This window comes from Enterobacter sp. UPMP2061, assembly GCF_053709615.1.
Genome location: NZ_JBSKJP010000007.1, coordinates 1 through 26,816 on the forward strand (window position 1 = coordinate 1; position 26,816 = coordinate 26,816).

Genomic DNA, 26,816 nt, shown 5'->3' on the forward strand with positions numbered 1-26,816 from the left:
CCGACCGGGTTATCTGTGAAGTGATTCACATCCGCCGTGTCGATGGAGGCGCATTATAGGGAGCCGCCGAGGAATGACAAGCGGAAAAATGCATTTTTATTTCAACCGCTCACCTTTTCGCCAAAACGCCTTATTTTTGGTGCTTTTTAATCTCTTTTGGCAGTTCTGCCAGACTAGTTATCACCCAGTCGGCTGCATTTTCTGCTTCTGTGGTGACCGGTTTACCGGTACGCACTAATACCTTGGTACCTACACCTGCCGCCGCTGCTGCCTGCATATCTTCCAGTTTATCGCCCACCATATAAGATGCGGCCATATCAATGTGCAGGAATTCCTGTGCAGAGATAAACATGCCCGGGTGTGGCTTACGGCAATCACAGGTCTGACGATACGCCTCTACACTTCCCTGCGGGTGATGCGGACAATAATAGATGCCATCAAGATCGACGCCACGATCGGCCAGAGACCAGTCCATCCATTCCGTCAGCGTCTCGAATTGCGCTTCGGTGAATTTACCCCGGGCGATACCGGACTGGTTAGTTACCACCACCAGCGCATAGCCCATCTCTTTCAACTGGCGCATGGCATCTATTACGCCCTCGATAAATTCGAACTCATCAATCTCATGGACGTAACCGTGATCCACATTAATAGTGCCGTCACGATCGAGAAAAATTGCGGGTACAGATTTTGCCACCGGTTTGCTCCTGAAAAAGGCTTGTTCAGCTAGTATCTCATGAATCGCAGCGCAATAAAGTGCTCATCGCACAGAGGTGGATTGATTTAGACGTCTGGATGCCTTAACATCCATTTTGTTTACGGTCATTCCCCGTATCTGGCAGAAGAAAATGCCACGGCTAACTTACTTACGATAAAAATAATCTAATGATTAAACTTTCCAATATCACCAAAGTGTTCCAGCAGGGGAACCGAACCATTCAGGCGCTGAACAACGTCAGCCTGCATGTGCCTGCTGGTCAGATTTATGGCGTCATTGGCGCATCGGGTGCGGGTAAAAGTACGCTGATCCGTTGTGTTAACCTGCTTGAGCGCCCAACCCAAGGCAGCGTAGAAGTTGGCGGCCAGGAGCTTACCGCTCTCTCAGAAAAAGAACTCACCAAAGCGCGTCGCCAGATTGGCATGATTTTCCAGCACTTTAACCTGCTGGCATCCCGCACCGTGTTCGGCAACGTTGCCCTGCCGCTTGAGCTGGATAACACGCCGAAAGAAGAAGTTACGCGTCGCGTCACCGAACTGCTCGACCTTGTTGGTCTGGGTGACAAGCATGATAGCTACCCGGCAAATCTGTCCGGTGGGCAAAAACAGCGTGTGGCCATTGCCCGCGCGCTGGCAAGCAATCCTAAGGTGCTGCTGTGCGATGAAGCCACCAGCGCGTTAGACCCGGCCACCACGCGCTCTATTCTGGAACTGTTAAAAGACATTAACCGTCGCCTGGGCCTGACGATTCTCCTTATTACGCATGAAATGGATGTAGTGAAACGCATCTGCGACTGCGTGGCGGTCATCAGCAACGGTGAGCTGATTGAGCAGGACACGGTGAGTGAAGTCTTCTCACACCCGAAAACGCCGCTGGCTCAGCAGTTCATTCAGTCCACACTGCATCTGGATATTCCGGAAGATTATCTGGAACGTTTAAAAACAGACGCAACGCCTGACAGCGTCCCGATGCTGCGCATGGAGTTCACGGGCCAGTCCGTTGACGCACCGCTGCTGTCCGAAACCGCGCGTCGCTTTAACGTGAATAACAACATTATTAGTGCGCAGATGGACTACGCCGGTGGCGTGAAGTTCGGCATTATGCTGACGGAAATGCACGGCACACAGGAAGAAACCCAGGCGGCAATTGCCTGGCTGCAAGAACATCACGTAAAAGTAGAGGTACTGGGTTATGTCTGAGCCGATGATGTGGCTACTGGTTCGCGGCGTTTGGGAAACGCTGGCAATGACCTTCGTATCGGGCTTCTTTGGTTTTGTGATTGGGCTGCCGGTCGGCGTGCTGCTGTACGTTACGCGCCCGGGTCAAATTATTGAAAACGCGAAGCTGTATCGCACGCTCTCTGCGCTGGTGAACATTTTCCGGTCTATTCCGTTCATTATTCTGCTGGTGTGGATGATTCCGTTTACGCGCGTGATCGTCGGGACGTCGATTGGTTTGCAGGCAGCTATTGTTCCGCTGACCGTAGGCGCGGCACCGTTTATCGCCCGTATGGTGGAAAACGCCCTGCTGGAAATCCCAACCGGCCTGATCGAAGCTTCCCGCGCTATGGGTGCGACGCCAATGCAGATCGTTCGCAAAGTTCTGCTGCCAGAGGCGCTGCCTGGGCTGGTGAACGCAGCAACCATCACGCTTATCACCCTGGTCGGTTATTCCGCAATGGGCGGCGCCGTAGGTGCTGGCGGTTTAGGCCAGATTGGATATCAGTACGGCTATATTGGCTATAACGCTACCGTAATGAATACCGTTCTGGTATTGCTGGTTGTGCTGGTTTACTTAATTCAATTCTCTGGCGATCGTATCGTCCGGGCTGTTACGCATAAATAACGTTACAAACAACACAAACTCGACGAGTTAAGGATATAACATGGCGTTTAAATTTAAGACCTTCGCAGCAGTAGGCGCACTGATTGGCTCGCTGGCACTGGTGGGTTGCGGTCAGGACGAAAAAGATCCAAACCACATCAAAGTAGGCGTTATCGTCGGTGCAGAACAGCAGGTTGCTGAGGCCGCGCAGAAAATCGCTAAAGAGAAATATGGCCTGGACGTTGAACTGGTGACTTTCAACGATTACGTTCTGCCGAACGAAGCGCTGAGCAAAGGCGACATTGACGCTAACGCCTTCCAGCATAAACCGTACCTGGATCAGCAGATCAAAGATCGCGGCTACAAACTGGTTGCTGTCGGTAACACCTTCGTTTACCCGATTGCCGGTTACTCCAAGAAAATTAAATCTCTGGATGAACTCCAGCCGGGTTCACAGGTTGCCGTCCCTAACGACCCAACCAACCTTGGCCGTTCCCTGCTTCTGCTACAGAAAGTGGGCCTGATTAAACTGAAAGAAGGCGTTGGCTTGTTACCGACCGTTCTGGACGTAACCGAAAACCCGAAAAATCTGAAAATTGTTGAGCTGGAAGCACCACAGCTGCCACGTTCTCTGGACGATGCGCAGATCGCCCTGGCCGTGATCAACACCACTTACGCCAGCCAGATCGGCCTGACCCCAGCGAAAGATGGCATCTTCGTTGAAGATAAAGATTCCCCGTACGTCAACCTGATCGTGACTCGCGAAGACAACAAAGACGCGGAGAATGTGAAGAAATTCATACAGGCATATCAGTCTGAAGAAGTGTACCAGGAAGCCAATAAGGTGTTTAACGGCGGCGCGGTTAAAGGCTGGTAATCTCCCGGCAGTGTAATATCATCAAGACGGGCATTTGCCCGTCTTGTCATTTGTGCGGTCAACTGCTTCAATATCTGACGTTTTGATTATCCACTGAGGAATTATTATGCGTGCTTTACCGATCTGTTTTTTAGCACTGATGCTGAGCGGCTGTTCTATGCTAAGCAGATCTCCTGTTGAACCTGTTCAAAGCACTGCAACCCCGCCAAAAGCGGAGCCAGCAAAACCGAAAGCGCCTCGCGCTGCGCCGGTACGTATTATTACCAAAGCCGACGAGCTGGTCGGTAAGCCATTCCGTGAACTGGGCGAAGTGAGCGGCGAATCCTGCCAGGCAACGAATCAGGACTCCCCACCCAATATTCCGACAGCCCGCAAGCGTATGCAAATCAACGCGTCGAAAATGAAAGCCAACGCGGTGCTGCTGCACAGCTGCGAAGTCACCAGCGGCACACCAGGTTGCTATCGCCAGGCGGTATGTATCGGTTCTGCGCTTAACATTACGGCGAAATGAGTTCATTTCAGTTCGAGCAGATAGGCGTTATCCGCTCCCCTTATAAAGAAAAGTTCGCCGTGCCGCGTCAGCCGGGTCTGGTCATTAACGGCGGCGGCGAGCTTCATCTTGTGGCGCCGTATAATCAGGCCGATGCAGTGCGCGGGCTTGAGGCGTTCAGCCATTTATGGGTGGTCTTTGTGTTTCACCAGACCATGGAAGGCGGCTGGCGTCCTACCGTGCGTCCGCCTCGTCTGGGCGGAAATGCCAGAATGGGTGTCTTTGCCACCCGCTCAACCTTTCGTCCCAACCCCATCGGGATGTCGCTGGTCGAGCTGAAAGGCATACGTTGTCAGAAAGATCAGGTGATCCTGGAGTTAGGTAGCCTTGACCTGGTTGATGGCACGCCGGTCATAGATATTAAGCCTTACCTGCCCTTCGCCGAAGCGCTGCCGGATGCCCGGGCAAGCTATGCTCAGGACGCACCGCAGGCAGATATGGCGGTTCACTTCACGTCTGAAATTACAACGCAAATCAGCGAGCTGGAAAAGCGTTATCCTCGCCTGCGTGACTTTATCGTTGAAGTGCTGGCCCAGGACCCCCGTCCCGCCTACCGCAAAGAAGAGGAAGCCGGGAATACGTACGCCGTCTGGCTGCTGGACTTTAACGTGCGCTGGCGCGTGACTGCGGCGGGTTTTGAAGTGTTTGCCCTGGAACCCAGGTAATTTTGTTCTCCTCTCTTTTGGCATCTTTGCCACACTGGTAAACTAAACCACTTTTTTTGTGTCAGGCTGGTGTTTCAGCCTGTTCCAATCGTCGAAATGGAACCGTAACAACATGCGTACTAGCCAATATCTGCTCTCCACTCTGAAGGAGACACCTGCCGACGCCGAGGTGATCAGCCACCAGCTGATGCTGCGCGCCGGGATGATCCGCAAGCTGGCCTCCGGGTTATACACCTGGCTGCCGACCGGCGTGCGCGTCCTGAAAAAAGTCGAAAACATCGTGCGTGAAGAGATGAACAACGCCGGTGCTATCGAGGTGTTAATGCCGGTCGTTCAGCCCTCTGAACTGTGGCAGGAGAGCGGTCGCTGGGAGCAGTACGGTCCTGAACTGCTGCGTATTGCCGATCGTGGCGATCGTCCATTCGTTCTCGGTCCAACGCATGAAGAAGTGATCACCGATCTGATCCGTAACGAGCTGAGCTCTTACAAACAGCTGCCGCTGAACTTCTTCCAGATCCAGACTAAGTTCCGTGACGAAGTGCGTCCACGCTTTGGCGTCATGCGTTCTCGCGAGTTCCTGATGAAAGATGCTTACTCTTTCCATACTTCTCAGGAATCGCTGCAAGAGACCTACGACAAAATGTACGCGGCCTACAGCAAAATCTTCTCCCGCATGGGGCTGGATTTCCGTGCTGTACAGGCTGATACCGGTTCAATCGGCGGTAGCGCCTCCCATGAATTCCAGGTTCTGGCGCAGAGCGGCGAAGACGATGTGATCTTCTCTGACTCCTCTGATTACGCCGCGAACATCGAATTTGCAGAAGCGCTGGCACCAAAAGAACCACGCGGCGCGGCAACGCAAGAGATGACGCTGGTTGATACGCCAAACGCGAAAACTATCGCCGAGCTGGTTGAGCAGTTTACTCTGCCGATCGAAAAAACCGTGAAAACCCTGCTGGTGAAATCGGCTGAAGGTAGCGCTTATCCACTGGTTGCCCTGCTGGTACGAGGCGATCACGAGCTGAACGAAGTGAAAGCCGAGAAGCTGCCGCAGGTTGCCAGCCCGCTGACCTTCGCAACGGAAGCAGAGATCCGCGCCGTGGTGAATGCAGGTCCTGGTTCTCTGGGTCCGGTGAACATGCCTGTTCCGGTGGTCATTGACCGCACCGTTGCGGCGATGAGCGACTTCGCTGCGGGCGCAAACATCGACGGTAAACACTACTTCGGCATCAACTGGGATCGTGACGTGGCGACGCCGGAAGTGGCTGACATCCGTAACGTGGTCGCAGGCGATCCAAGCCCGGACGGCAAGGGTACCCTGATGATCAAACGCGGTATCGAAGTAGGCCACATCTTCCAGCTGGGCGATAAGTACTCGCGCGCAATGAACGCTGCCGTTCAGGGCGAAGATGGCCGTAACCAGGTTCTGACCATGGGCTGCTACGGCATTGGCGTAACGCGCGTTGTTGCTGCCGCTATCGAGCAGAACTATGACGAACGCGGAATCGTCTGGCCGGATAACATCGCGCCGTTCCAGGTGGCGATCCTGCCAATGAACATGCACAAGTCTTACCGCGTGCAGGAGCTGGCTGAGAAACTCTACGCTGAGCTGAGCGCGAAAGGTATCGACGTGCTGATGGATGACCGTAAAGAGCGTCCTGGCGTGATGTTTGCTGACATGGAACTGATCGGTATTCCACACACCATCGTCATTGGCGACCGTAACCTCGACAGCGACGAGATTGAATACAAATACCGTCGCAACGGCGAAAAACAGATGATCAAGACGGGAGATATTCTTGATTACCTGGTGAAAGCCATCAAAGGTTAAGAAACAAAAAACCCCGCCAGTGCGGGGTTTTTTAATGGCTATATCTTATTTGCTTTCGCAGTCTTTCCCCGCAGCAAACTTCGCATCTTTATCTGCCACCAGCGTTTTCACCAGCTCGCCGCTATCCGGGTTTGGCTCCAGCGTAAAATGCCCTTCAACCGTCAGCAACACTGGCTTACTGTCGTTGCCGCGCGCGACGGCATAGTCTCGCTCCAGCTGGGCATTGTTCGCCACGCTGACTTTCTTCCCGGTTGCACAGTCAGTGAAGATCGCCGCATCCGCCATGTAGAAATACATCCCTCGCATCGCCATTGGGGTGGCTGGCAGGGTCGCTTTCACCGGGGCCAACGTGTAGTTGAACTGGGATTCAATCGGATTGCCTTCGCGATCGAGCATCTCCATCCCCTCGCCTTTGGCGCGGAAGAAGGTTTTATCGCCCGTGGTATCCGTCAATACCAGCTTCTCAGCCGTACGCGCCCATGTTCCGTAAGATGCAAAAGAAGACGGTTCTTTCGCCCCCTGGTAACGCTGGTTCATGACCCAGGTGCCATCTTTTTGCAGGAACAGAGAGGTTTCGATGCCCTCGCAATCTGCACACGGTAATACGCCGCGCCAGCTTTGCTGCATCGGCTTTAATTCTTCATTTTGCGTTGGCTGTAGTACCTGCGTTTCTGAACGGTTATTACAGCCAAAAAGCGCGAACAGGCTTGTCACGGCCAGCGCTGATAATAATGCTTTTTTCACAATACTTTCCTTATGAAAAAGGGTATCCCTTTCGTCACATTATGGGTGACGGACTTTGCCACGCAGTGATTTTACAGTGGATTTCTGCGCCTTCGATGACAACCGACGTTCTTTCGATGCCCGCGTTGGACGTGTTGCCCGGCGACTTTTTTGTACAGCCGTCAGCTCTTTGATGACCGCGACCAGCCGGGCTATTGCCGCTTCCCGGTTAAGCTCCTGGCTGCGATACTCCTGCGCTTTAATCACCATCACACCCTCGCTGGTGATCAGGTGATGGCTGGCGGCAAGCAGGCTTTCTTTATAATACTCTGGCAGGCTGGAGGCCCGAATGTCAAAGCGCAAATGGATAGCCGTTGAGGCCTTGTTAACGTGCTGTCCCCCTGCTCCCTGGGCCCGGATGGCGGTGATCTCCAGCTCGTTATCAGGGATGCTGACGTTTCGGGACAATACAATCATGATGCGGGCTGCCAGGCCGTGAGATGAATTTCCAGATTATTCTGAGAATCGGAAAGCCAGATGGCGCCGTCCTGAATCGTCGCCTGTAGCGCCATCGTCCGGCTGGCGAACGCACTCAGCTGCGCCAGCTGTTCATCATCCAGATACCAGACGGTAAGATTTTTGAACTGCGCACATTTATTTTTATTTTGTTGCCACCAGATCTCCGCCGCTCTCTGGTTGTAGGCAAACAACGCCACTTCAGCAGACTGGGTGCAGGCCTTTTTGATCCGGCGTTCATCCGGCAGGCCAAGCTCAATCCATAAATCGATACCCAGATGATCGTTGCGCAGCCAGGCTTCCGGTTCATCTTCCGCGCTTAAACCACGGGTAAATTGCAGACGCTCGTCGGCATACTTAATCCACGCCAGCAGGCGCAGCATCATGCGCTCCTGGGTTTCAGAAGGATGACGCGCCAGCGTCAATGACGCATCCAGAAACTGGTTACGGTCAAGATCCGCCACATTGACCACAGCTTTATAAATTGTCGCTTTCAGCGCCATGAGAGAACTCCTTTCGAATCAGGCGTACATTGTAGCGAAAACCGCGACAAAAGGCTGTTACGAGGTGGTGGCTCCCTCTTATCAAGGCGCTGATATTGCTTAAATGAGTATGGTATAGTCACCTTGCTAAACCGAGTTTAACTTCGTAGGCTTAATGATATCTCACAGTAAGTCAGTACGCTGGCAGGAGGTGATGTGAATAATTATTGTGAGTTGATTCGCAGACGGTATGCGGAGATCGCCAGCGGAGATCTGGGGTACATTCCGGATGCGTTGGGCTGTGTTTTGAACGTGCTAAATGAAGTGGCCTCTGATGAGAGCCTTTCTGAATCGGTCAGGGAAAAAGCAGCGTATGCTGCGGCGAATTTACTGGTGAGCGATTATGTCGATGAATGATACCTATCAACCCATCAATTGTGATGACTATGACAACCTCGAACTCGCCTGCCAGCATCATTTAATACTGACGCTGGAGCTAAAAGATGGCGAAGTGCTAAAGGCAAAGGCCAGCGATCTGGTTTCCCGTAAAAATGTGGAATACCTGGTTGTGGAAGATGCAGGTGCAACGCGTGAGCTACGCCTCGACAAAATTGCCAGTTTCAGCCATCCGGAAATCGGCACCGTTGTGGTGAGCGAATCCTGATAACCAACGGGCAGCCAGGCTGCCCGTTACGCTTTCCATTCAAAATTAACTCCCGCTTCAGCCCACCCCTCTTCAGTGATGAACACCCCTGCCGCCGCGATGAGCGTGTCGCCGTAAAACAGAAGCGGCGTGGTATCACGTCGCCAGGGCGGAACGTTCTGTTCCTGCCAGATTTTCTTCAGCTTACGCCCGCCGTTACGTCCGACGATATGCAGCATGCCGCTGGCCCTGAAGCGTATAGTGACGTTCTCGTCCGGCTCAGGTAGACGCACATTGCCCGAATGGCTTAACGCAACGACACCGCCATTCATCGGTAGCGTTAATGCTTTTTCCGGCGACGGCCAGTCGAGCACAACGTCAGCCAGCGACGGCACAGATTTTACCCACCAGAGTTGCCCTTTATAGCGCCTGACGTCATAACCATTCAGGTGTATACACGGGGCAGCATCTTCCCTCGCCTGTGCAACTTCCTCCCAGATACGGTTGAGCATCGCCCGGGACGGCATAACCGCACGGTGGTAAGCCAGCCAGCGACGAATCAGAGCAGCCCGGCGCACGGGGCTCATCACCTTCAACGGCGCAATGTTCAGGGCACCGTCAGCGGTAGTCAGCGTATCCAGCTCCTCGCTCAGCAACTCATCCAGCAAGCTTTCCTGTTCAGCACACAGCATGGCGCTTCTGGCCGCCGCTTCGGAAAAATGCGCCCAGCGCTCACTCAGCAGCGGTAAGACGCGCAGGCGCAGGAAGTTACGGTCGTAACTGTCGTCCTGATTGCTCTCGTCTTCAATCCAGCACAGATGATGCTGCTGCGCCCAGGCTTCCAGTGATGCGCGCGTCTCACCTAGCAGCGGGCGGATGAGCTCTGTTTCAGCAAAATCTGCGCGCTCAGGCATGGCAGATAACCCCGCAGGCCCGCTGCCCCTCTTGAGCGCCAGTAAAAACGTCTCGCACTGGTCGTCCAGATGCTGCGCGGTGACCAACGCTTCCCCTTGCTGTAATGCGCCGGAAAACGCGGCGTAGCGGGCTTTCCGCGCCTGCGCCTCAATACCCAGCCCCTCATCCTCAAGCGTGACGCGTTCAACGATCAGCGGGATCGCCCACCCTGAGCACACCGCTTCGCAGTGCGCCACCCAGTCGTCGGCATGGGGGCTTAAGCCGTGATGGATATGCATCGCCCGCAGCTGGACGTCAGGCTCACGGTCGCGCCAGAGCTTAAGGCGGTGCAGCAAAACGGTGGAATCCAGGCCACCGCTGAACCCCACCAGCAGCTGGCGGTAGGGTGAAACGGCGTGCGCGATAGCAGGTAAGGTCATAGGAAATTACACATAAAAAATGCCCGAACTGAACGGGCATTATCACACATGACGGCGATTACTGCTGGTAAAGCTCCAGCGGCAGCCCGTCCGGATCGTTGAAAAAAGTGAAACGTTTATCGGTAAAGGGATCGACACGAATCGCTTCACAGGCCACGCCGTGGGCTTCCAGATGTTTTACCGCGCTGTCCAGGTCATCGACGCTGAAGGCCAGGTGGCGCAGGCCGCAGGCTTCCGGGCGCGAAGGACGCGCTGGCGGGAAAGGAAAAGAGAACAGTTCAATCACATATTGACCGTTTAACGCCAGATCGCCTTTCCAGGAGTCGCGCTCCTCTCGGTAGGCCTCGCTTAACAGCGTAAAGCCGAGAACGTCGCAGTAGAATGCCTTACTTTTCGCGTAATCGGTGGCAATGATCGCAATATGATGAACCGCTTTTAAACCCAGCATAGTTTCTCCTTTTTATGATGCCCTGAACGTTACAACCGACAACCCGCCCCTGGCAAGCAGACCCTTTTATTTTAGGACTCTCACCCAGTACACGCCGTTATCATCGCGTTTCGCGCCATGAATGTCCGTTTCAAAGCCCGGATAGTGGCGCCCTACCGAACAGAGCATCAGCAGGAAATCGAGCACCGCCCGGCTCTCCTCGGTGATCATTTCACCCGGCATCAGCAGCGGCACGCCCGGCGGATAAGGCAGGATCATGTTGGCCGATACCCGCCCGACCAGGTTCTCCAGCTCAACGGTTTCAACCTCCCCTTTCACCTGGCGCTGCCACGCCCAGTGCGGCGTCAGCTTCATTTCAGGCAGAACATCAAATGCCTGCAACATCAGGCGCGGCAGATCGTGCTGGCGGATCAGCCTGTGGATCCCCTGGGCCAGATCCTGAATACGCATATTGCGATAGAAGTCAGGATCTTCCGCGTAGAGATCCGGCAGCATATTCTTCACCCGCAGGTTCAGATCATATGCACGCTTAAACTCCATCAGTCCGCGCAACAGCCCCATCGCGCGGGTTTTATCGATCCCGATGCTGAACAGGAACAGCAAATTATAGGGGCCGGTTTTCTCCACCACCACGCCGCGCTCATCAAGGAACTTCGCCACCAGCGCAGCCGGGATCCCTTCCTCACCCATCACGCCCTGCTCATCCATGCCCGGCGTCAGGATCGTCACCTTAACCGGATCGAGGAACATGTGGTCCGCATCGGCATCCCGAAAACCGTGCCAGCTCTCCCCCGGCGCGACGGGCCAGCATTCTGCCTCATCAATCTCTTCCGGCTGCCAGATATCAAAGAACCAGCCGTCCGCTTCATCTTTAAGTCGCTGAACCTCTTTTCGGAAATGCAGCGCCCGTTCCACCGAACGATTGATCAGGCGTTTACCCGGATTACCGCGCAGCATCGCCGCCGCCGTTTCGATGGACGCCACCAGCGGGTAGCTCGGCGACGTGGTCGTGTGCATCATAAAGGCTTCGTTGAAGGTGTCCTCGTCGTACTCGCCCTTGATGTGAATAAGAGACGCCTGGGAAAACGCGGCCAGCATTTTGTGCGTCGACTGCGTTTCGAAGAACACCTTGCCCGGCACCCGCTCGCCGCTCATCCCACTTTTACCCGAGTAAATCGGGTGGAAATTGGTGTAAGGCACCCACGCGGAGTCAAAGTGGATCGACGGCACGTCCAACGTCTGCTTGATCCAGTTCGTGTTGTAAAGCAGCCCGTCATAGGTGGAGTTGGTGATCACCGCATGCACAGGCCAGCTTGCCTCGGGGATCGCCGCAATCTTATTTTCAATGGCTTCATGCGCGAATTCACGGCGAGGAATGCCGCCGAGAATACCCAGCGCATTACGCGTAGGCGACAGCCAGAGCGGCACCACGTCGCTCATCATCAGCAAATGCGCCAGTGATTTATGGCAGTTGCGGTCAATCAGCAGCGTACTGCCGGCAGGCGCGGCGTACATCCCGACGATTTTGTTCGAGGTTGAGGTACCGTTGGTCACCATGTAGCTTTGCTCGGCGCCAAAGGTCCGGGCGATGTACTCTTCGGCTTCCAGATGCGGGCCGGTATGATCCAGCAGAGAGCCTAACTCGGTGACCGAAATCGACACATCCGCCTTCAGCGTGTTACCGCCAAAGAAATCGTAGAACAGACATCCCACCGGGCTTTTTTGATAGGCTGTTCCCGCCATGTGGCCTGGCGTACAGAAGGTGTACTTCCCTTCATTCACATAGGTGAACAGCGCGCGCGTGAACGGCGGTGTGATGTTATCGAGGTATTCACCGGTGTACTGCTGAATGCGGGTCGCAATGTCCTCGGCAACGCCGAGTGAGTATTCGAAGAACCACAGCGCCATACGCATATCATGCGCGCTCACGTCCATGGTCGAGTGAGTGTTGATAAACGCGTACAGCGGAAGATATTCGTTGAGCTTATTGATATCGCTGCACAACTCCATGTCGTATTCGTCCCAGTCGAATATCACGCCACAGATGCGCGGATTGTGTTCGATAAATTTCAGCAGGTCGGCGCTGTTTTGCGGCCAGATCAGCTGGTATCCGCGTGCTTTAAGGGCTTGCTCCAGCTCCTTGATGGGTTCGTCTTTATAAAAGACGCCGTGTGGCCCCATGATGGCAATGATGTTCATGGTTTACCTCCTTGAAAAACATCAGATAAGCATAGTTAAGGTAAACGGCAGGTATAAAAAAAGCCGCAACAATGTGCGGCTTTTAGGATAATTGTGAGGCTTACGCGTAACCGTAGGTCATCAGACGCTGATAACGACGGTTGAGCAGATCTTCTGTGCTCAGCACGTCCAGGTCCGCCAGGTCTGCCAGCAGCTGCGCTTTCAGGGAAGCAGCCATCACTTCCGGCTTACGGTGCGCGCCACCCAGCGGTTCAGGGATAACGGTGTCGATCAGCTTCAGCTCTTTCAGACGTGGGGCAATAATGCCCATCGCTTCGGCAGCCAGCGGCGCTTTATCGGCACTTTTCCACAGAATGGAGGCACAGCCTTCCGGAGAGATAACGGAATAGGTACTGTATTGTAGCATATTCACTTTATCGCCCACGCCAATTGCCAGCGCACCGCCGGACCCACCTTCACCGATAACGGTACAGATGACCGGCACTTTCAGACGAGACATCTCGCGCAGGTTGCGTGCGATAGCTTCAGACTGACCGCGCTCTTCAGCGCCAACACCCGGGTAAGCACCCGGCGTGTCGATGAAGGTGATGATAGGCATATTGAAACGCTCAGCCATCTCCATCAGACGCAGGGCCTTACGGTAGCCTTCTGGCGCTGGCATACCGAAGTTACGACGGATTTTCTCTTTGGTTTCACGGCCTTTCTGATGACCAATAATCATCACCGGACGTCCATCCAGACGCGCGATACCGCCGACGATAGCTTTATCGTCAGCGTATGCGCGGTCGCCTGCCAGTTCGTCAAATTCGTCAAACGCCAGGCGGACATAATCCAGGGTGTACGGACGCTGTGGATGACGCGCCAGCTGGGCGATCTGCCATGCGCCGAGATCGGCAAAGATTTTGCGCGTCAGTTCTACGCTTTTTTCGCGCAGACGATGCACTTCTTCGTCGATGTTAATATCCAGTTTTTCATCCTGACGGCTCACGGCTGTCAGAGAATCGATTTTCGCTTCCAGCTCTGCAATCGGCTGTTCGAAATCAAGGAAATTCAGACTCATAGTATTCCTGTATTAGTCAAACTCCAGTTCCACCTGCTCCGAACCAATGAGGCCACGGAGATCGTTCAGTAAACGATCGCTCGGAGAGACACGCCACGTTGCACCAAAGCGCAACCGCGCACGTGCATCCGCCCTCTGATAGTAGAGATGTACTGGAATGGTCCCCGAGCGGTGGGGTTCCAGAGACTGACGGAGTCGGTTTAAAAGCTGGTCATCAATTTGCCTGTCCGTCAGCGAGATAGCAAGCCCGCGAGCATATTTTTCCCGGGCTTCGTCAATGTCCATCACTTCGCGGGCGGTCATTTTAAGCCCCCCGCTGAAGTCATCAAAGCTGACCTGTCCGCTGACGATAAGTATGCGGTCTTTTTCCAGCAATTGCTGGTATTTATCCAGCGCGTCGGTGAACAACATCACCTCCAGACGCCCGGAACGGTCATCCAGGGTACAGATGCCGATACGATTGCCGCGCTTGGTGACCATTACCCTTGCAGCAATCACGAGCCCCGCAGCCGTGGTGATTTTACCACGTTCTGTCGGATGCATGTCTTTAAGCCTGTGGCCGCCGACATAGCGCTCAATTTCTTTCAGATACTGGTTGATCGGGTGCCCCGTCAGGTACAGGCCTAACGTCTCACGCTCCCCATCCAGCACCACCTGTTCTGGCCAGGGCTGGCAGTTGGAATAAGACTGCTCAATCTGCTCTGGCTCTTCCGCCAGCACGCCGAACATATCCGCCTGGCCAATGGCTTCCGCTTTCGCGTGCTGATCGGCTGCTTTCAGCGCATCGCCGAGCGAGTTCATCAGCGCGGCGCGGTGTGGCCCCAGCCGGTCAAACGCGCCGGACATGATCAGTTTTTCCAGCACCCGGCGGTTCAGTTTTTTGGTATCGGTGCGGGCGCACAGATCGAACAGCTCGCGGAAATAGCCGCCGTTGTTACGCGCTTCGATGATCGCCTCGATCGGCCCCTCACCTACGCCCTTGATCGCGCCGATCCCATAGACGATTTCCCCGTCATCGTTAACGTGGAAATGGTACAGGCCAGAGTTAATATCCGGCGGCAGGATCTTCAGCCCCATGCGCCAGCACTCGTCCACCAGACCAACCACCTTCTCGGTGTTGTCCATATCGGCGGTCATTACCGCCGCCATAAATTCAGCGGGATAGTGAGCCTTCAGCCACAGCGTTTGATACGAAACCAAAGCATAGGCGGCGGAGTGGGATTTGTTAAATCCGTACCCGGCGAATTTCTCCACCAGGTCGAAGATTTTCATCGCCAGTTCGCCATCGACGCCGTTTTTCTTCGCCCCATCCTCAAAGATGGAACGCTGCTTGGCCATCTCTTCCGGCTTTTTCTTACCCATCGCACGACGCAGCATGTCTGCGCCGCCAAGGGTATAACCAGAAAGCACCTGGGCGATCTGCATGACTTGTTCCTGATACAGGATGATGCCATAGGTTGGCTCCAGTACCGGTTTCAGGCTTTCATGCTGCCACTGCACGTCCGGGTAGGAAATCTCTTCGCGCCCGTGTTTACGGTCGATAAAGTTATCTACCATCCCCGACTGCAACGGCCCCGGACGGAACAGGGCCACCAGCGCGATCATATCTTCGAAGCAGTCTGGTTGCAGACGCTTAATCAAATCTTTCATGCCGCGGGATTCAAGCTGGAAGACGGCTGTCGTCTCCGAGCGTTGCAGCATGTCGAAACTTTTCTTGTCATCAAGCGGGATAGCCGCGATATCCAGCGGAGGCTCGCCGTTCTTCTCGCGACGGGCGTTGATCATCTCCAGGGCCCAGTTGATGATGGTCAGCGTACGCAGGCCGAGGAAGTCGAACTTCACCAGCCCGGCGTATTCTACGTCGTTCTTGTCGAACTGGGTGACCGGATGCTGGCCCGCTTCATCGCAGTACAGCGGCGCAAAGTCGGTGATTTTGGTCGGGGCGATAACCACACCCCCCGCATGCTTACCGGCGTTACGCGTGACGCCTTCCAGCTTGCGCGCCATGTCGATCAGCGCTTTGACCTCTTCGTCGGCTTCGTAGATTTCCGGCAGCTGAGGTTCAGCTTCAAAGGCTTTCGCCAGAGTCATGCCCGGATCGGGCGGCACCAGCTTAGAGATACGATCGACAAAACCGTACGGGTGGCCCAGAACGCGGCCCACATCGCGGATAACCGCTTTCGCGGCCATCGTACCGAAGGTGATGATCTGCGAAACCGCATCACGACCATACATATCGGCCACGTGCTCAATCACCTGGTCGCGTTTTTCCATGCAGAAGTCGACGTCAAAGTCGGGCATGGAGACACGTTCCGGGTTGAGGAAACGTTCGAACAGCAGGTCAAATTCCAGCGGATCGAGATCGGTAATTTTCAGGGCATACGCCACCAGCGAGCCGGCACCAGAACCACGGCCCGGACCTACCGGCACGCCGTTATCCTTCGACCACTGGATGAACTCCATCACGATTAGGAAGTAGCCTGGGAACCCCATCTGGTTGATCACCTGGAGTTCAATATCCAGGCGCTCGTCATATTCAGGACGTTTCTCTTTACGGACCGCTTCATCCGGGAAGAGGAATTCCAGACGCTCTTCCAGACCCTCTTTCGATTTCATGACCAGGAAATCTTCGGTGGTCATGTCTCCCGTCGGGAACTGCGGCAGGAAGTATTCGCCGAGACGCACGGTGACGTTACAGCGCTTGGCAATCTCTACGCTGTTTTCCAGCGCTTCCGGGATGTCCGAGAAGAGCTCACACATCTCCTCTTCGCTGCGCATGTACTGCTGCGATGAGTAGTTGCGCGGACGTTTCGGATCGTCGAGGGTGAAGCCGTCGTGGATGGCGACGCGAATTTCATGCGCGTCAAAATCACCCGCCTCAAGGAAGCGCACATCGTTGGTGGCCACCACAGGCAGGCCACGCGCTTCCGCGAGGGCGACGGCCGCATGCAGGTAGCTCTCTTCATCCGCACGCCCGGTACGGATCAGCTCCAGGTAATAACGATCCGGGAAATACTCTTCGTAGAACGAGACGCACTGATCCACCAGCGCGTTGTTACCGCGCAGCAGACATTTGCCGACATCCCCCATACGGCCACCGGAGATCAGCAGCAGACCTTCGTTCAGCTCCGCCAGCCAGTCGCGGTCAATCCATGGACCCAGTGCGCCGTAACCGCGTTGGTAGGCTTTTGAGATCAGCAGAGTGAGGTTCTGATAACCCGTGTTATTCATGGCTAACACGGAAATTTGCGTCATCTCATCGCCGAGCAGGTCGCTCTGCACATGAAAATCCGCGCCGACGATGGGCTTTAATCCTGCGCCATGCGCCGTTCCGTAGAACTTCACCAGGCCACACAGGTTGGTAAAATCGGTGATCGCCAGCGCAGGCATGCCAAGCGAGGCCGCCTTTTTTACCAGCGGCCCGGTCTTTGCCAGCCCATCGATCATGGAGTAGTCGCTATGCACCCGCAGGTGTACGAAACGTGGTTCAGCCATCTTCAGATCCCGCGTTACTTAATTGCTTGCGTCTTGATTCAGGACACCAGTCCCAGCGCGCGTTTCACCGGGCCAAAGCTGCGCCGATGATGTTCAGTTGCGCCATGTTCAGCCAGCTTTTCCAGATGGAAAGCCGTTGGATATCCCTTGTGCTGGGCGAAACCATACGCGGGATAAGTGAGGTCCAGCGCGGCCATTTCGGCATCGCGCGTCACTTTGGCAATGATTGACGCCGCACTGATTTCTGCGACGCGGCTATCGCCTTTAACAACAGCCATGGAAGGCATCGGCAGCGCCGGGCAACGGTTACCGTCGATCAGCACATACTCAGGCACAATCTTCAGGCCAGCGACGGCACGCTGCATCGCCAGCATGGTGGCGTGCAGAATGTTCAGATCGTCGATCTCATCCGGCTCTGCGCGCCCGAGACTCCAGGCCAGTGCCTTTTCATTAATTTCATCGAACAGCGCCAGGCGACGCTTTTCACTCAGTTTTTTCGAGTCGTTCAGGCCAACGATCGGGCGGGCTGGATCGAGGATCACCGCCGCGGTCACAACGGCACCCACTAACGGGCCACGACCGACTTCATCCACACCGGCAACGAGGTGGGTATGGGGATAAATAAATTCCATCATTGTGCTAACTCCAGCACCGCATCGGCCGCCTGCTCATCAGCATTACAGCGGATCAGTTGATGCAGTTCACGGAAGGTATCATGCATCTGGTGGCTGGTTTTACCGTTGGCCAGCAGCGGCAGTAATGCATCAGCCAGCGCCTGCGGCTGGCATTCATCCTGCAAGAGCTCTTTCACCAGCTCGCGACCCGCAAGCAGGTTTGGCAGGGATACGTAATCTGTTTTTACCAGACGTTTTGCCAGCCAGAAGGTAAACGGCTTCATGCGATAACCGACCACCATTGGGCATTTTGCCAGCATACACTCCAGCGCAGCCGTGCCGGAAGCCAGTAGTGCGGCATCGCTCGCAAACATGGCTTGCCGCCCTTTCCCGTCCAGCAGGCGGACGTGAAGATCCGGGGCGACGTCAGCTTTGATACGCTCAAACTGCTCGCGGCGTTTGGCATTCACCAGCGGCACGACCACTTCAAGATCGGGATAAGTCTTGCGAAGAATTTGCGCCGTTTTCAGGAAATCGGCACTGAGCATTTCAACTTCCGCACCCCGGCTCCCTGGCAGCAGCGCCAGACAGTGCACATCATGCGGGATGCCCAGTTCGTCACGCGCCGCGTTTTTATCCGGATCCAGCGGCATGGCATCCGCCATGGTATGACCGATAAAACGGCACGGGACATTAAATCTGTCGTAAAACGCTTTTTCGAAAGGCAGAAAAGCCAGCACCAGATTAGTGGATCGTCCGATTTTGAAAACGCGTTTCTGTCGCCACGCCCACACGGACGGACTGACGTAATGGATAGTTTTGATCCCCTGCTTTTTCAGGTTCCCTTCAAGGGTAATATTGAAATCAGGCGCATCAATGCCGACAAAAACATCGGGCTTGAGGTCGGTAAAGCGGCGGGTAAGGTCGGCGCGAATATGCAGCAGGCGACGCAAGCGCCCCAACACCTCGACGATGCCCATCACAGCCAGCTCTTCCATTTCATACCAGGCTTCACAGCCTTCGGCCTGCATCAGCGGCCCAGCCACGCCCACAAAGCGAGCATTGGGTACACGGGCTTTAAGCGCGCGGATAAGACCTGCACCAAGAATATCGCCGGAGGTTTCTCCGGCGACCAGGGCGATGGTAAGCGGACGACTGTCGACCATTAACGAATCAGACCACGGGTTGAACGTTCAAAGAATTCCATGAACGTTTTCACTTCAGGGTGCTTATTCGCCAGCTCGGCAATTTCCGGCTTAGCCTCTTCCAGCGTTTTACCGCTACGGTACAGCAGTTTGTACGCGTTGCGGATCGCAGTAATCGCTTCGCGACTAAAACCACGACGCTTGAGACCTTCGATGTTCACGCCAAACGGCGTGGCATGGTTGCCCTGCGCAATCACAAACGGTGGGACGTCCTGCGCCACACCGGAGCATCCGCCGACCATCACGTGTGCACCAATGATGCAGAACTGATGGACTGCGGTCATGCCGCCAATAATGGCGAAATCATCAACCGATACGTGTCCCGCCAGCGTTGCGTTGTTGGCGAGAATACAGCGGCTACCCACGGTACAGTCGTGCGCAATATGCGCATTAACCATAAACAGGTTGTCGCTGCCCACCTTCGTCAATCCACCGCCTTGCGTTGTACCACGATGAATGGTGACGCTTTCGCGAATGCGGTTACGATCGCCGATTTCCACGCGGGTCGGTTCGCCAGCATACTTGAGATCCTGGTTAACTTCGCCGATGGAGGCGAACTGATAGATCTCATTGTTGCAGCCAATGGTGGTATGACCATTCACGACAACGTGAGATTTCAGTACTGTACCCTCACCAATTTCGACATGGGGTCCAACAATACAAAACGGGCCAATGTGGACGTTGGCACCAATGATGGCACCCGTTTCCACAATGGCGGTAGGATGAATAAAGGCGGATTTATCAATCACGTATCAGGCCTCCCGGCTACGCGCACACATCATTGTCGCTTCGCAAACAACTTTGCCGTCAACCATAGCTACGCCTTTGAAGCGAGTCAGGCCGCGACGCGTTTTTTCAAAAGTGACTTCCATGATCATTTGATCACCAGGCACGACCGGACGCTTGAAGCGCGCTTCATCGATACCCGCGAAGTAATAGAGTTCACCCGGTTCCAGTTTACCTACGCTTTTAAACGCCAGAATACCGGTAGCCTGTGCCATCGCTTCCAGGATCAATACACCCGGGAAGATAGGCTTACCAGGGAAGTGCCCCTGGAAGAACGGCTCGTTAACGGAGACATTTTTCACTGCGCGCAGAAAACGACCTTCTTCAAAATCCAGCACACGGTCTACCAGTAAAAACGGATAGCGGTGCGGCAGAAGTTCTAAAATCTCTTCAATATGCAGAGTATGAGTGTCAGTAGTCAAAATACTCTTCCTGTCAAATGTACTAAGTAGCAATAATAACACGGCCTGCCGGTTTATAAACAAAGCCGACAGGCCGGGAAATTTAGCGTTAAACGGATGAACGCTTAGTCTTGTTGATCGATTTTGCGCTCAATCGCTTTGAGTCGCTTGCTCATATCATCAATATTCATCACCAGTGCAGCTGTTTTACGCCAGACCTTGTTCGGTTGCAGCGGAATACCTGAGGAATAAACGCCAGGCTCAGTGATTGGACGCATCACCATACCCATCCCCGTCACCGTGACTTTGTCGCATATTTCCATATGGCCATTGATCACGCTGGCACCGCCAATCATGCAGTAACGGCCAATTTTCAGGCTGCCTGCCATGATAACACCACCCGCAACTGCGGTATTGTCGCCAATCACAACGTTATGTGCAATCTGGCACTGGTTGTCTATGATAACACCGTTACCAATAATGGTGTCGTCAAGCGCACCGCGGTCGATAGTTGTACAAGCGCCGATCTCCACACGATCGCCGATAATCACGCGACCCAGCTGAGGGATCTTAACCCAGTTACCCCGATCGTTGGCGTAACCAAATCCGTCAGAACCAATCACCGTGCTGGACTGTACGAGACAATTCTCGCCAATCTCAACCTCATGGTAGACAGAGACATTGGCCCACAGACGAGTCCCTGCGCCAATTTTCGTATTTTTTCCAACAAAGCAGCCAGGGCCAATCACCACGTTATCACCCAAAACAACGCCGGATTCGATAACGGCGTTTGCGCCGACTGATACGTTGTTACCCAACTGAGCCGTCGGATCAATCGCAGCACTGGCTGCAATGTTCTGTGCCGGCTGCGGCGTGGTATCAAGAATTTGGGCCATGCGCGCATAGGTCAGGTAGGGATTTTTCACTACCAGTGCAGCGCTAGTGGCAAACGGAAGATCGTCCTGCGTCAGCACAACGGCAGACGCCTGGCACTGGGCCAGGTGTTCACGGTACTTAGGGCTTACCATGAAGGTAATAGTGCCTGCTTTAGCAGATTGCATGGACGCAACAGCGGTGATGACGATATCGCCATCACCGTGTAATTCTGCATCCAACTGCTGAGCTAAATCAGCCAGTCGAATTGAAGGCATTACTTATTTAACCTGTTTCAGAACATCAGCGGTGATGTCTTTAACATCGCTGCTGTTGAATGCAACGGCGTTCGCATCAACAACCAGATCGATGCTCTGATCGGCTGCTACTGCTTTAACGGCAGACTGAATACGCGTCACCAGTTTGCCACGCTCTTCGTTAGAACGACGCTGACGATCCTGCTCGAAAGCCTGTGCTTTCTGAGAGAAGGTCTGGCGCTGAGACATGACGTCTTTTTCCAGTTTGCTGCGCTCGCTCGCTTTCATGGTAGAACCATCACGCTGAAGACGCTGCATCTTGGACTGAAGATCACCTTCCATACGTTGCAGTTCGCTCGCACGGCCTTTGAATTCGTTTTCCAGCGTTGCAGAAACACCGGTTTTCTGTGCAACCTGCTGGAACAAATTACCCATGTTGACGATTGCAATTTTATCCGCTGCCTGAGCAGAAGTTGCCATCGCTAAACCGAGACCTGCAGCTAATAACCACTTTTTCACAATTAACTCCTTACCATCCCATTGGCACCCGAGGGGTACCGTTCTTTGCGTGGCAAGGCGACCGTGTTACCGATCGCCGGTTGTCAGCGCTACACTGCCAACGCATTCCATTGCAGCGGATTATTACCAGGTTTTACCAATGTTAAACTGGAACTGCTCCGCTTTGTCTCCATCGTATTTCTTAAACGGCTGGGCGTAAGAGAAGACCAACGGCCCCAGCGGTGACATCCATTGTAATGCGATACCTGCGGACATGCGAATGTTGCTCGGATCGCTGTAGTCCGGAACCCCCGCCGCACGCATCTGGGCGGTGTTCTCCCAGTTGGTGTCCCACACCGTACCTGCATCCATAAAGAAGGAGGTACGCACGGAGTTCGCATACTTATCACTGATAAACGGCGTAGGCGTGATGAACTCGAGGCTCGCCACGGCCATAGCGTTACCACCTACTGCGTCATCAGAGCTACATACTTGCTTAGGATCACGGCTTGCGCAGTTATCTTCGTCATTACCGCCGTAATAAACCGCTTTCGGACCAATGTTATTGGACTGGAAGCCACGCACGGTGCTTGAACCACCGGCGTAGAAGTTTTCATAGAACGGCAGTTCTTTGCTTCCAATACCGTCACCATAACCCCAACGGGTACGACCCAGAACGACCCACTTGTGATCTTCATCAATTGGGAAGTAGGACGCCGTATCCAGCGTGACCTTGTAGAACTCGTTATCCGAGCCCGGGATAGTCACTTTACCGTTCAGGTTGACGCGTGAACCTTCCGTCGGGAAGTAGCCACGGTCAAGACGGTTGTAGGTCCAACCGTAGTTGAAGGTGAAGTCATCCGCGGCGAAACCGTTGTCATCGCTGGACGTACTCGCCGACTGACCGATGGAGTCCAGGTAACGCCACATCGCCACCTGCGGTTGCATGTTGGACAGGTCGTTATGCACGTACCCTAAACCTGCGCGCAAGGTGTTGTATTCGTTAACCGGGAAGCCAAGCGTACCATCCAGACCGTAACTCTTGTTGGTATACGAGGAGAGGTCCGCGTCGTCCGCTTTAAAGTCGTTATAGAAGATACGACCGCCCAGGCTTACACCGTCAACGGTGAAGTATGGGTTGGTAACGGAGAACTCAGAGTAGGTCTGGTAGTCGTTTTTCGTCCCGTTGATACCGACAGAGTAGCCCGTACCCAGCCAGTTATCCTGCTGAACACCGACCTGGAAGCTCACGCCACTTTCAGTACCGTAACCAATACCGAAGTTGAAGCTACCGGTATTACGTTCTTTAACTTTATAAACAACATCAACCTGATCCGGACGACCTGGTACACGCTGAGTATCGGTATCGACCGTTTCGAAGTAGCCCAGACGGTTCAGACGCTCTTTACCCTGATCTACCAGATCGCTTCCCAGCCATGCCCCTTCCATCTGGCGCATTTCACGGCGCAGAACGGAGTCTTTAGAGGTATCGTTACCTTCGAAGCGGATCTTACGCACGTAGAAGCGGTTGCCCGCATCAACGTTAACGTGCAGCTTAACGGTTTTATCCGTGTCGTTAATTTCCGGCTGCGTTTGCACACGCGGATACGCATAACCATAACGGCCGAGCAGCTTCTTAATGCTGTCTTCCATTTTGGTGACTTTAGATCCGCTGTACAGATCGCCCGGCTGAATTTTGGTCAGAGATTCAATTTCAGCTGAATGTCCTGCCAGGTTGCCGCTGACTTCAACACCCGAAAGCGTGTACTTATCGCCTTCTGTGATGTTAACGGTAATGTAGATACCTTTCTTGTCCGGAGTCAGACTCACCTGAGTTGAATCGATGTTGAAACGGGCGTAACCGCGATCCAGATAGTAGCTGCGCAGGGTTTCAAGGTCACCCGCCAGTTTCTGCTTCTGGTATTTACGATCGCCTACCACGTTCCACCACGGCACTTCGTCACGCAGCTGGAAGTTGGAGATCAGTTCGTCGGTGCTGAACGCGTGGTTACCCACGATGTTGATCTGCTGGATCTTCGCAGAAACACCTTCCTGGAAGACCAGTTTCAGGTCAACACGGTTACGTGGCAGCGGTGTAACAACCGCTTTAACGCTCGCGCTGTATTTACCGACGCTGTAGTAGAAATCTTCCAGACCTTTTTCAATGTCTGCAAGGGTTGTGCGGTCCAGAGATTCCCCCACACGAACACCCGATGCCTCAAGGTTCTGCTTGAGCATGTCGTCTTTCACCGATTTGTTACCGGAGAAAGTGATGCTGGCAATCGTTGGACGTTCTTTTACCTGAACCACCAGCGTATCACCATCGCGCAGGACGCGGACGTCCTCAAAGTTGCCAGTGGCAAACAGAGCACGGATGGTGTTACTGATATCTTCATCATTAACCGTATCGCCGGGGCGCACAGGCATACTGAGGAGGGCCGCACCAACGGCGACACGCTGAAGGCCTTCGAAATGAATATCTTTCACTACGAACCCGTCAGCACCGTATACGGTCGCGCTGCTAAACAGCAGCGACGCTATGAGCAACTTTTTCATCGCCATCGTTATTATGCGTTCTTCCTAACTAACTCTCTTACAACCGAGAGAAATCATTGAAAAGTGCAAGCCCCATTAACAGCACCAGCAAAATCGAGCCAATGCGATAACTAAAGTCTTGAACTCGCTCGGATACCGGTCCGCCTTTTAGCTTTTCAATCGCTAAAAACAGCAGATGGCCCCCATCTAATACGGGAAGCGGGAACAGGTTGATTATCCCCAGGTTCACGCTAATCAGTGCAAGGAACATGAGATAGTAAATCACCCCGAACTCCGCTGACATCCCAGCCCCCTGAGCAATCGAAATTGGCCCACTGAGGTTGTTCAGTTTCACATCACCGGTTATCAATTTCCCCAACATGTTGACCGTAAGCTTCATCAGCTGCCATGTTTTATCCGTGGCCTCAACGATGGCGCTAAACGGCCCATACTGGCGTATTGTCTTGTACTCATCTGGCAGTGGGATCACTTTCGGCACAACGCCTGCAAACCCTTCCGCCTTACCGCCGCCCGATTTGGTATCCGGGGTGAGAGTCAGTGAGAGCGAACTCCCCTGCCTTTCAACTTCCAGCGCGAGCGGCTTGCCTGGATTATCGCGCACCAGAGTAACAAAGGTCATCCATTGTGTTAATGGCTGACCATCGACTTTAACGATCCTGTCACCCGCTTGTAAACCTGCTTTACTCGCTGCCGATTTGGCCTGTACTTCGGCTAATACCGGCTCGATCTGCGCGCCGCGCGGTCGAATCCCGAGTGCGGCGACAGGGTCCTCTTTGTCTGGCTCAAAGCGCCAGTGGCGTAAATCCAGCACTTTTTCCTGCCACTGGTCGGAACCAAATGGCGATACGCTGACGGTTGTCTGCTCATCACCAATTTTGGCAACCAGTTGTAACCTCACGGCATCCCAATCAGGGGTTTCGATACCATCAATCGCTTTAAGTTCCATTCCCGGTGTAATTTGCGCCGTTGCCGCAATAGAACCCGTAGTGATTTCGCCCACGACCGGGCGCACGCCAGGCACGCCGATGATAAACACCAGCCAGTAAGCGAAGATAGCGAAGATGAAATTGGCTACCGGGCCGGCAGCGATGATGGCAGCACGTTGTCCAACAGTTTTATTGTTAAACGCGCTATGGCGAAGTTCCGGGGCGACAGGCTCAACGCGTTCGTCGAGCATTTTGACATAGCCGCCCAGGGGAATCAGAGCAATGACAAACTCGGTGCCATGCTTATCGGTGCGCTTCCAGAGCGATTTGCCAAAGCCAATCGAGAATCGCTCCACCCGCACACCACAGCGCCGGGCAACCCAGAAATGGCCAAATTCATGCACGGTAATCAGTACACCCAGTGCAACAATGAACGCCGCCAGATTCCAGAGAATGCTCAGCATAAAACCTTCCGTTATATCGTCCCAAACACCAGTAAAAGCAGGCAAGCAAATACGGGAACAGCCGCGGTAAGGCTGTCAATGCGATCCAGTATTCCGCCATGTCCTGGAATCAGGTGACCACTGTCCTTAATCCCTGCTTCACGCTTAAACATACTCTCGGTTAAATCACCCAGCACCGATGCCAGCGCCGCGAAAATCGAACATACCAGCAGCGTGGAGGGGGCAACCTCAAGATTCGCCCAGACGCCATAGCCCCAGGAGATAATCGCTGCCGTAAACAGGCCGCCGATGAAGCCTTGCCAGGTTTTGCCCGGAGAAACCTTTGGCGCCAGTTTATGTTTGCCGAACAGTTTACCAAACATATAGGCTCCGGAGTCAGCCCCCCAGACGAGAATCATCACATAAAGCAGCCATATCGCGCCGCTGTAGTGGTTTTCGTCATAGTGCCAGGCGCGCAACGCAACCATCCCCCAGAAAAACGGAACAATCGTGAGCAGACCAAAAATAAGGCGCAACACTTTAGAGTTACGCCAGATCGCCGCAGAGCCCGGATAGAAAAGCACTAAAACAAGCGCAGCAATCCACCAGGCCAGCGATATCCATAAGGATCCGGCAACCAGCGGCTGGTGAACATCATGATGATATTCAGGCAAGGTATACAGCATCAGGGCCAGTAAAAAACCACAGAGTACCGCCAGCCATACCCGCTGAGTGCGCGAGGTAAAGCCGCTAAGCTGCCCCCATTCCCACGCGGCGAGCATACACACCACCAGCGTAACAATAGCGAATCCCACCGGAGGCAGTAAAAACAGCGCTGCGATGACGACGGGTATTAATACAAAAGCGGAAATCAGGCGATACTTCAGCAAAA

Annotated in this window: 26 protein-coding genes; 8 read left to right on the plus strand and 18 right to left on the minus strand. The window is 54.1% G+C overall.

What is annotated here, in order from left to right:
• Positions 1 to 130: 130 nt before the first annotated feature.
• The gene (gene gmhB, locus ACWKXX_RS14515; protein WP_017694475.1) at positions 131 to 697 is read right to left on the minus strand and encodes a D-glycero-beta-D-manno-heptose 1,7-bisphosphate 7-phosphatase; all 567 of its coding nucleotides are present in this window, start codon (positions 695 to 697) and stop codon (positions 131 to 133) included.
• A 188-nt stretch (positions 698 to 885) separates the two neighbouring features.
• Here gmhB and metN point away from each other — a divergent pair, with 188 nt between their 5' ends.
• From metN to proS, 6 genes are all read left to right on the plus strand, one after another.
• Positions 886 to 1,917, plus strand: a complete 1,032-nt coding sequence (metN, locus tag ACWKXX_RS14520) for a methionine ABC transporter ATP-binding protein MetN (RefSeq protein WP_006810022.1) — start codon at positions 886 to 888, stop codon at positions 1,915 to 1,917.
• Positions 1,910 to 2,563 carry a methionine ABC transporter permease MetI gene (locus tag ACWKXX_RS14525; RefSeq protein ID WP_003856130.1) on the plus strand — a complete coding sequence of 218 codons (654 nt, stop codon included), beginning with the start codon at positions 1,910 to 1,912 and terminating at the stop codon, positions 2,561 to 2,563. Before metN ends, ACWKXX_RS14525 begins: the two co-directional genes overlap by 8 nt.
• Positions 2,564 to 2,603: 40 nt before the next feature.
• Entirely contained in the window at positions 2,604 to 3,419 is an 816-nt protein-coding gene (gene metQ / locus ACWKXX_RS14530) for a methionine ABC transporter substrate-binding lipoprotein MetQ (RefSeq protein WP_003856132.1), read from the plus strand.
• A gap of 106 nt (positions 3,420 to 3,525) precedes the next feature.
• Positions 3,526 to 3,930 (plus strand): Rcs stress response system protein RcsF, encoded by a 405-nt coding sequence (gene rcsF / locus ACWKXX_RS14535; protein ID WP_015572735.1) that lies wholly within the window; start codon positions 3,526 to 3,528, stop codon positions 3,928 to 3,930.
• Positions 3,927 to 4,634, plus strand: coding sequence for a tRNA (N6-threonylcarbamoyladenosine(37)-N6)-methyltransferase TrmO (gene tsaA / locus ACWKXX_RS14540; RefSeq protein ID WP_017694476.1), 708 nt, complete (start codon positions 3,927 to 3,929; stop codon positions 4,632 to 4,634). The genes rcsF and tsaA overlap by 4 nt, the downstream gene beginning before the upstream one ends.
• Before the next feature lie 112 nt (positions 4,635 to 4,746).
• On the plus strand, positions 4,747 to 6,465 hold the full coding sequence (gene proS / locus ACWKXX_RS14545) for a proline--tRNA ligase (RefSeq protein ID WP_003856138.1): 1,719 nt from the start codon (positions 4,747 to 4,749) through the stop codon (positions 6,463 to 6,465).
• Positions 6,466 to 6,510: 45 nt separating this feature from the next.
• On the opposite strand, the gene nlpE is transcribed toward proS, so the two are convergent.
• The 3 genes from nlpE to ACWKXX_RS14560 are packed head-to-tail and all read right to left on the minus strand — an operon-like array spanning position 6,511 to position 8,207.
• Positions 6,511 to 7,209, minus strand: a complete 699-nt coding sequence (gene nlpE / locus ACWKXX_RS14550; RefSeq protein WP_017383734.1) for an envelope stress response activation lipoprotein NlpE — start codon at positions 7,207 to 7,209, stop codon at positions 6,511 to 6,513.
• Between the two features lie 39 nt (positions 7,210 to 7,248).
• The gene (gene arfB, locus ACWKXX_RS14555; RefSeq protein ID WP_006810027.1) at positions 7,249 to 7,665 is read right to left on the minus strand and encodes an alternative ribosome rescue aminoacyl-tRNA hydrolase ArfB; all 417 of its coding nucleotides are present in this window, start codon (positions 7,663 to 7,665) and stop codon (positions 7,249 to 7,251) included.
• Positions 7,662 to 8,207 carry a YaeQ family protein gene (locus ACWKXX_RS14560; protein WP_003856144.1) on the minus strand — a complete coding sequence of 182 codons (546 nt, stop codon included), beginning with the start codon at positions 8,205 to 8,207 and terminating at the stop codon, positions 7,662 to 7,664. The genes arfB and ACWKXX_RS14560 overlap by 4 nt, the downstream gene beginning before the upstream one ends.
• A 195-nt stretch (positions 8,208 to 8,402) precedes the next feature.
• Between ACWKXX_RS14560 and ACWKXX_RS14565 the strand changes: the two genes are divergently transcribed.
• Positions 8,403 to 8,603 carry a YaeP family protein gene (locus ACWKXX_RS14565; RefSeq protein WP_003856146.1) on the plus strand — a complete coding sequence of 67 codons (201 nt, stop codon included), beginning with the start codon at positions 8,403 to 8,405 and terminating at the stop codon, positions 8,601 to 8,603.
• Positions 8,590 to 8,850 (plus strand): Rho-binding antiterminator, encoded by a 261-nt coding sequence (gene rof / locus ACWKXX_RS14570; RefSeq protein WP_003856148.1) that lies wholly within the window; start codon positions 8,590 to 8,592, stop codon positions 8,848 to 8,850. The genes ACWKXX_RS14565 and rof overlap by 14 nt, the downstream gene beginning before the upstream one ends.
• A 26-nt stretch (positions 8,851 to 8,876) precedes the next feature.
• Here the strand turns inward: rof and tilS are convergent, their stop codons facing one another.
• The 14 genes from tilS to cdsA all read right to left on the minus strand — a co-directional run bounded on the left by tilS (position 8,877) and on the right by cdsA (position 26,814).
• Entirely contained in the window at positions 8,877 to 10,163 is a 1,287-nt protein-coding gene (gene tilS, locus ACWKXX_RS14575; protein ID WP_086524269.1) for a tRNA lysidine(34) synthetase TilS, read from the minus strand.
• A gap of 58 nt (positions 10,164 to 10,221) precedes the next feature.
• The gene (locus ACWKXX_RS14580; RefSeq protein WP_003856151.1) at positions 10,222 to 10,611 is read right to left on the minus strand and encodes a VOC family protein; all 390 of its coding nucleotides are present in this window, start codon (positions 10,609 to 10,611) and stop codon (positions 10,222 to 10,224) included.
• 66 nt (positions 10,612 to 10,677) lie between these two features.
• Positions 10,678 to 12,810 carry a lysine decarboxylase LdcC gene (locus tag ACWKXX_RS14585; RefSeq protein WP_261666430.1) on the minus strand — a complete coding sequence of 711 codons (2,133 nt, stop codon included), beginning with the start codon at positions 12,808 to 12,810 and terminating at the stop codon, positions 10,678 to 10,680.
• Positions 12,811 to 12,910: 100 nt separating this feature from the next.
• Positions 12,911 to 13,870, minus strand: coding sequence for an acetyl-CoA carboxylase carboxyl transferase subunit alpha (accA, locus tag ACWKXX_RS14590; protein ID WP_003856154.1), 960 nt, complete (start codon positions 13,868 to 13,870; stop codon positions 12,911 to 12,913).
• Between the two features lie 12 nt (positions 13,871 to 13,882).
• Positions 13,883 to 17,365: a DNA polymerase III subunit alpha gene (gene dnaE, locus ACWKXX_RS14595; RefSeq protein WP_017694479.1), complete on the minus strand. Its 3,483-nt coding sequence runs from the start codon at positions 17,363 to 17,365 to the stop codon at positions 13,883 to 13,885.
• A 38-nt stretch (positions 17,366 to 17,403) separates the two neighbouring features.
• Positions 17,404 to 18,000: a ribonuclease HII gene (gene rnhB / locus ACWKXX_RS14600; RefSeq protein ID WP_193136285.1), complete on the minus strand. Its 597-nt coding sequence runs from the start codon at positions 17,998 to 18,000 to the stop codon at positions 17,404 to 17,406.
• On the minus strand, positions 17,997 to 19,145 hold the full coding sequence (gene lpxB / locus ACWKXX_RS14605) for a lipid-A-disaccharide synthase (RefSeq protein ID WP_003856161.1): 1,149 nt from the start codon (positions 19,143 to 19,145) through the stop codon (positions 17,997 to 17,999). Before lpxB ends, rnhB begins: the two co-directional genes overlap by 4 nt.
• The gene (gene lpxA, locus ACWKXX_RS14610) at positions 19,145 to 19,933 is read right to left on the minus strand and encodes an acyl-ACP--UDP-N-acetylglucosamine O-acyltransferase (RefSeq protein WP_003856164.1); all 789 of its coding nucleotides are present in this window, start codon (positions 19,931 to 19,933) and stop codon (positions 19,145 to 19,147) included. The genes lpxB and lpxA overlap by 1 nt, the downstream gene beginning before the upstream one ends.
• Before the next feature lie 3 nt (positions 19,934 to 19,936).
• The gene (gene fabZ / locus ACWKXX_RS14615) at positions 19,937 to 20,392 is read right to left on the minus strand and encodes a 3-hydroxyacyl-ACP dehydratase FabZ (RefSeq protein WP_003856165.1); all 456 of its coding nucleotides are present in this window, start codon (positions 20,390 to 20,392) and stop codon (positions 19,937 to 19,939) included.
• Between the two features lie 104 nt (positions 20,393 to 20,496).
• Positions 20,497 to 21,522 carry a UDP-3-O-(3-hydroxymyristoyl)glucosamine N-acyltransferase gene (lpxD, locus tag ACWKXX_RS14620; RefSeq protein ID WP_003856168.1) on the minus strand — a complete coding sequence of 342 codons (1,026 nt, stop codon included), beginning with the start codon at positions 21,520 to 21,522 and terminating at the stop codon, positions 20,497 to 20,499.
• Positions 21,523 to 21,525: 3 nt separating this feature from the next.
• A complete protein-coding gene (skp, locus tag ACWKXX_RS14625) occupies positions 21,526 to 22,020 on the minus strand; it encodes a molecular chaperone Skp (RefSeq protein WP_006810039.1) in 495 nt (164 codons plus the stop codon).
• A 123-nt stretch (positions 22,021 to 22,143) separates the two neighbouring features.
• Positions 22,144 to 24,561, minus strand: coding sequence for an outer membrane protein assembly factor BamA (gene bamA, locus ACWKXX_RS14630; protein ID WP_003856172.1), 2,418 nt, complete (start codon positions 24,559 to 24,561; stop codon positions 22,144 to 22,146).
• A gap of 31 nt (positions 24,562 to 24,592) precedes the next feature.
• Positions 24,593 to 25,945, minus strand: coding sequence for a sigma E protease regulator RseP (gene rseP, locus ACWKXX_RS14635; RefSeq protein ID WP_261666431.1), 1,353 nt, complete (start codon positions 25,943 to 25,945; stop codon positions 24,593 to 24,595).
• Between the two features lie 11 nt (positions 25,946 to 25,956).
• A complete protein-coding gene (cdsA, locus tag ACWKXX_RS14640) occupies positions 25,957 to 26,814 on the minus strand; it encodes a phosphatidate cytidylyltransferase (protein ID WP_003856175.1) in 858 nt (285 codons plus the stop codon).
• Between the last annotated feature and the right edge of the window lie 2 nt (positions 26,815 to 26,816).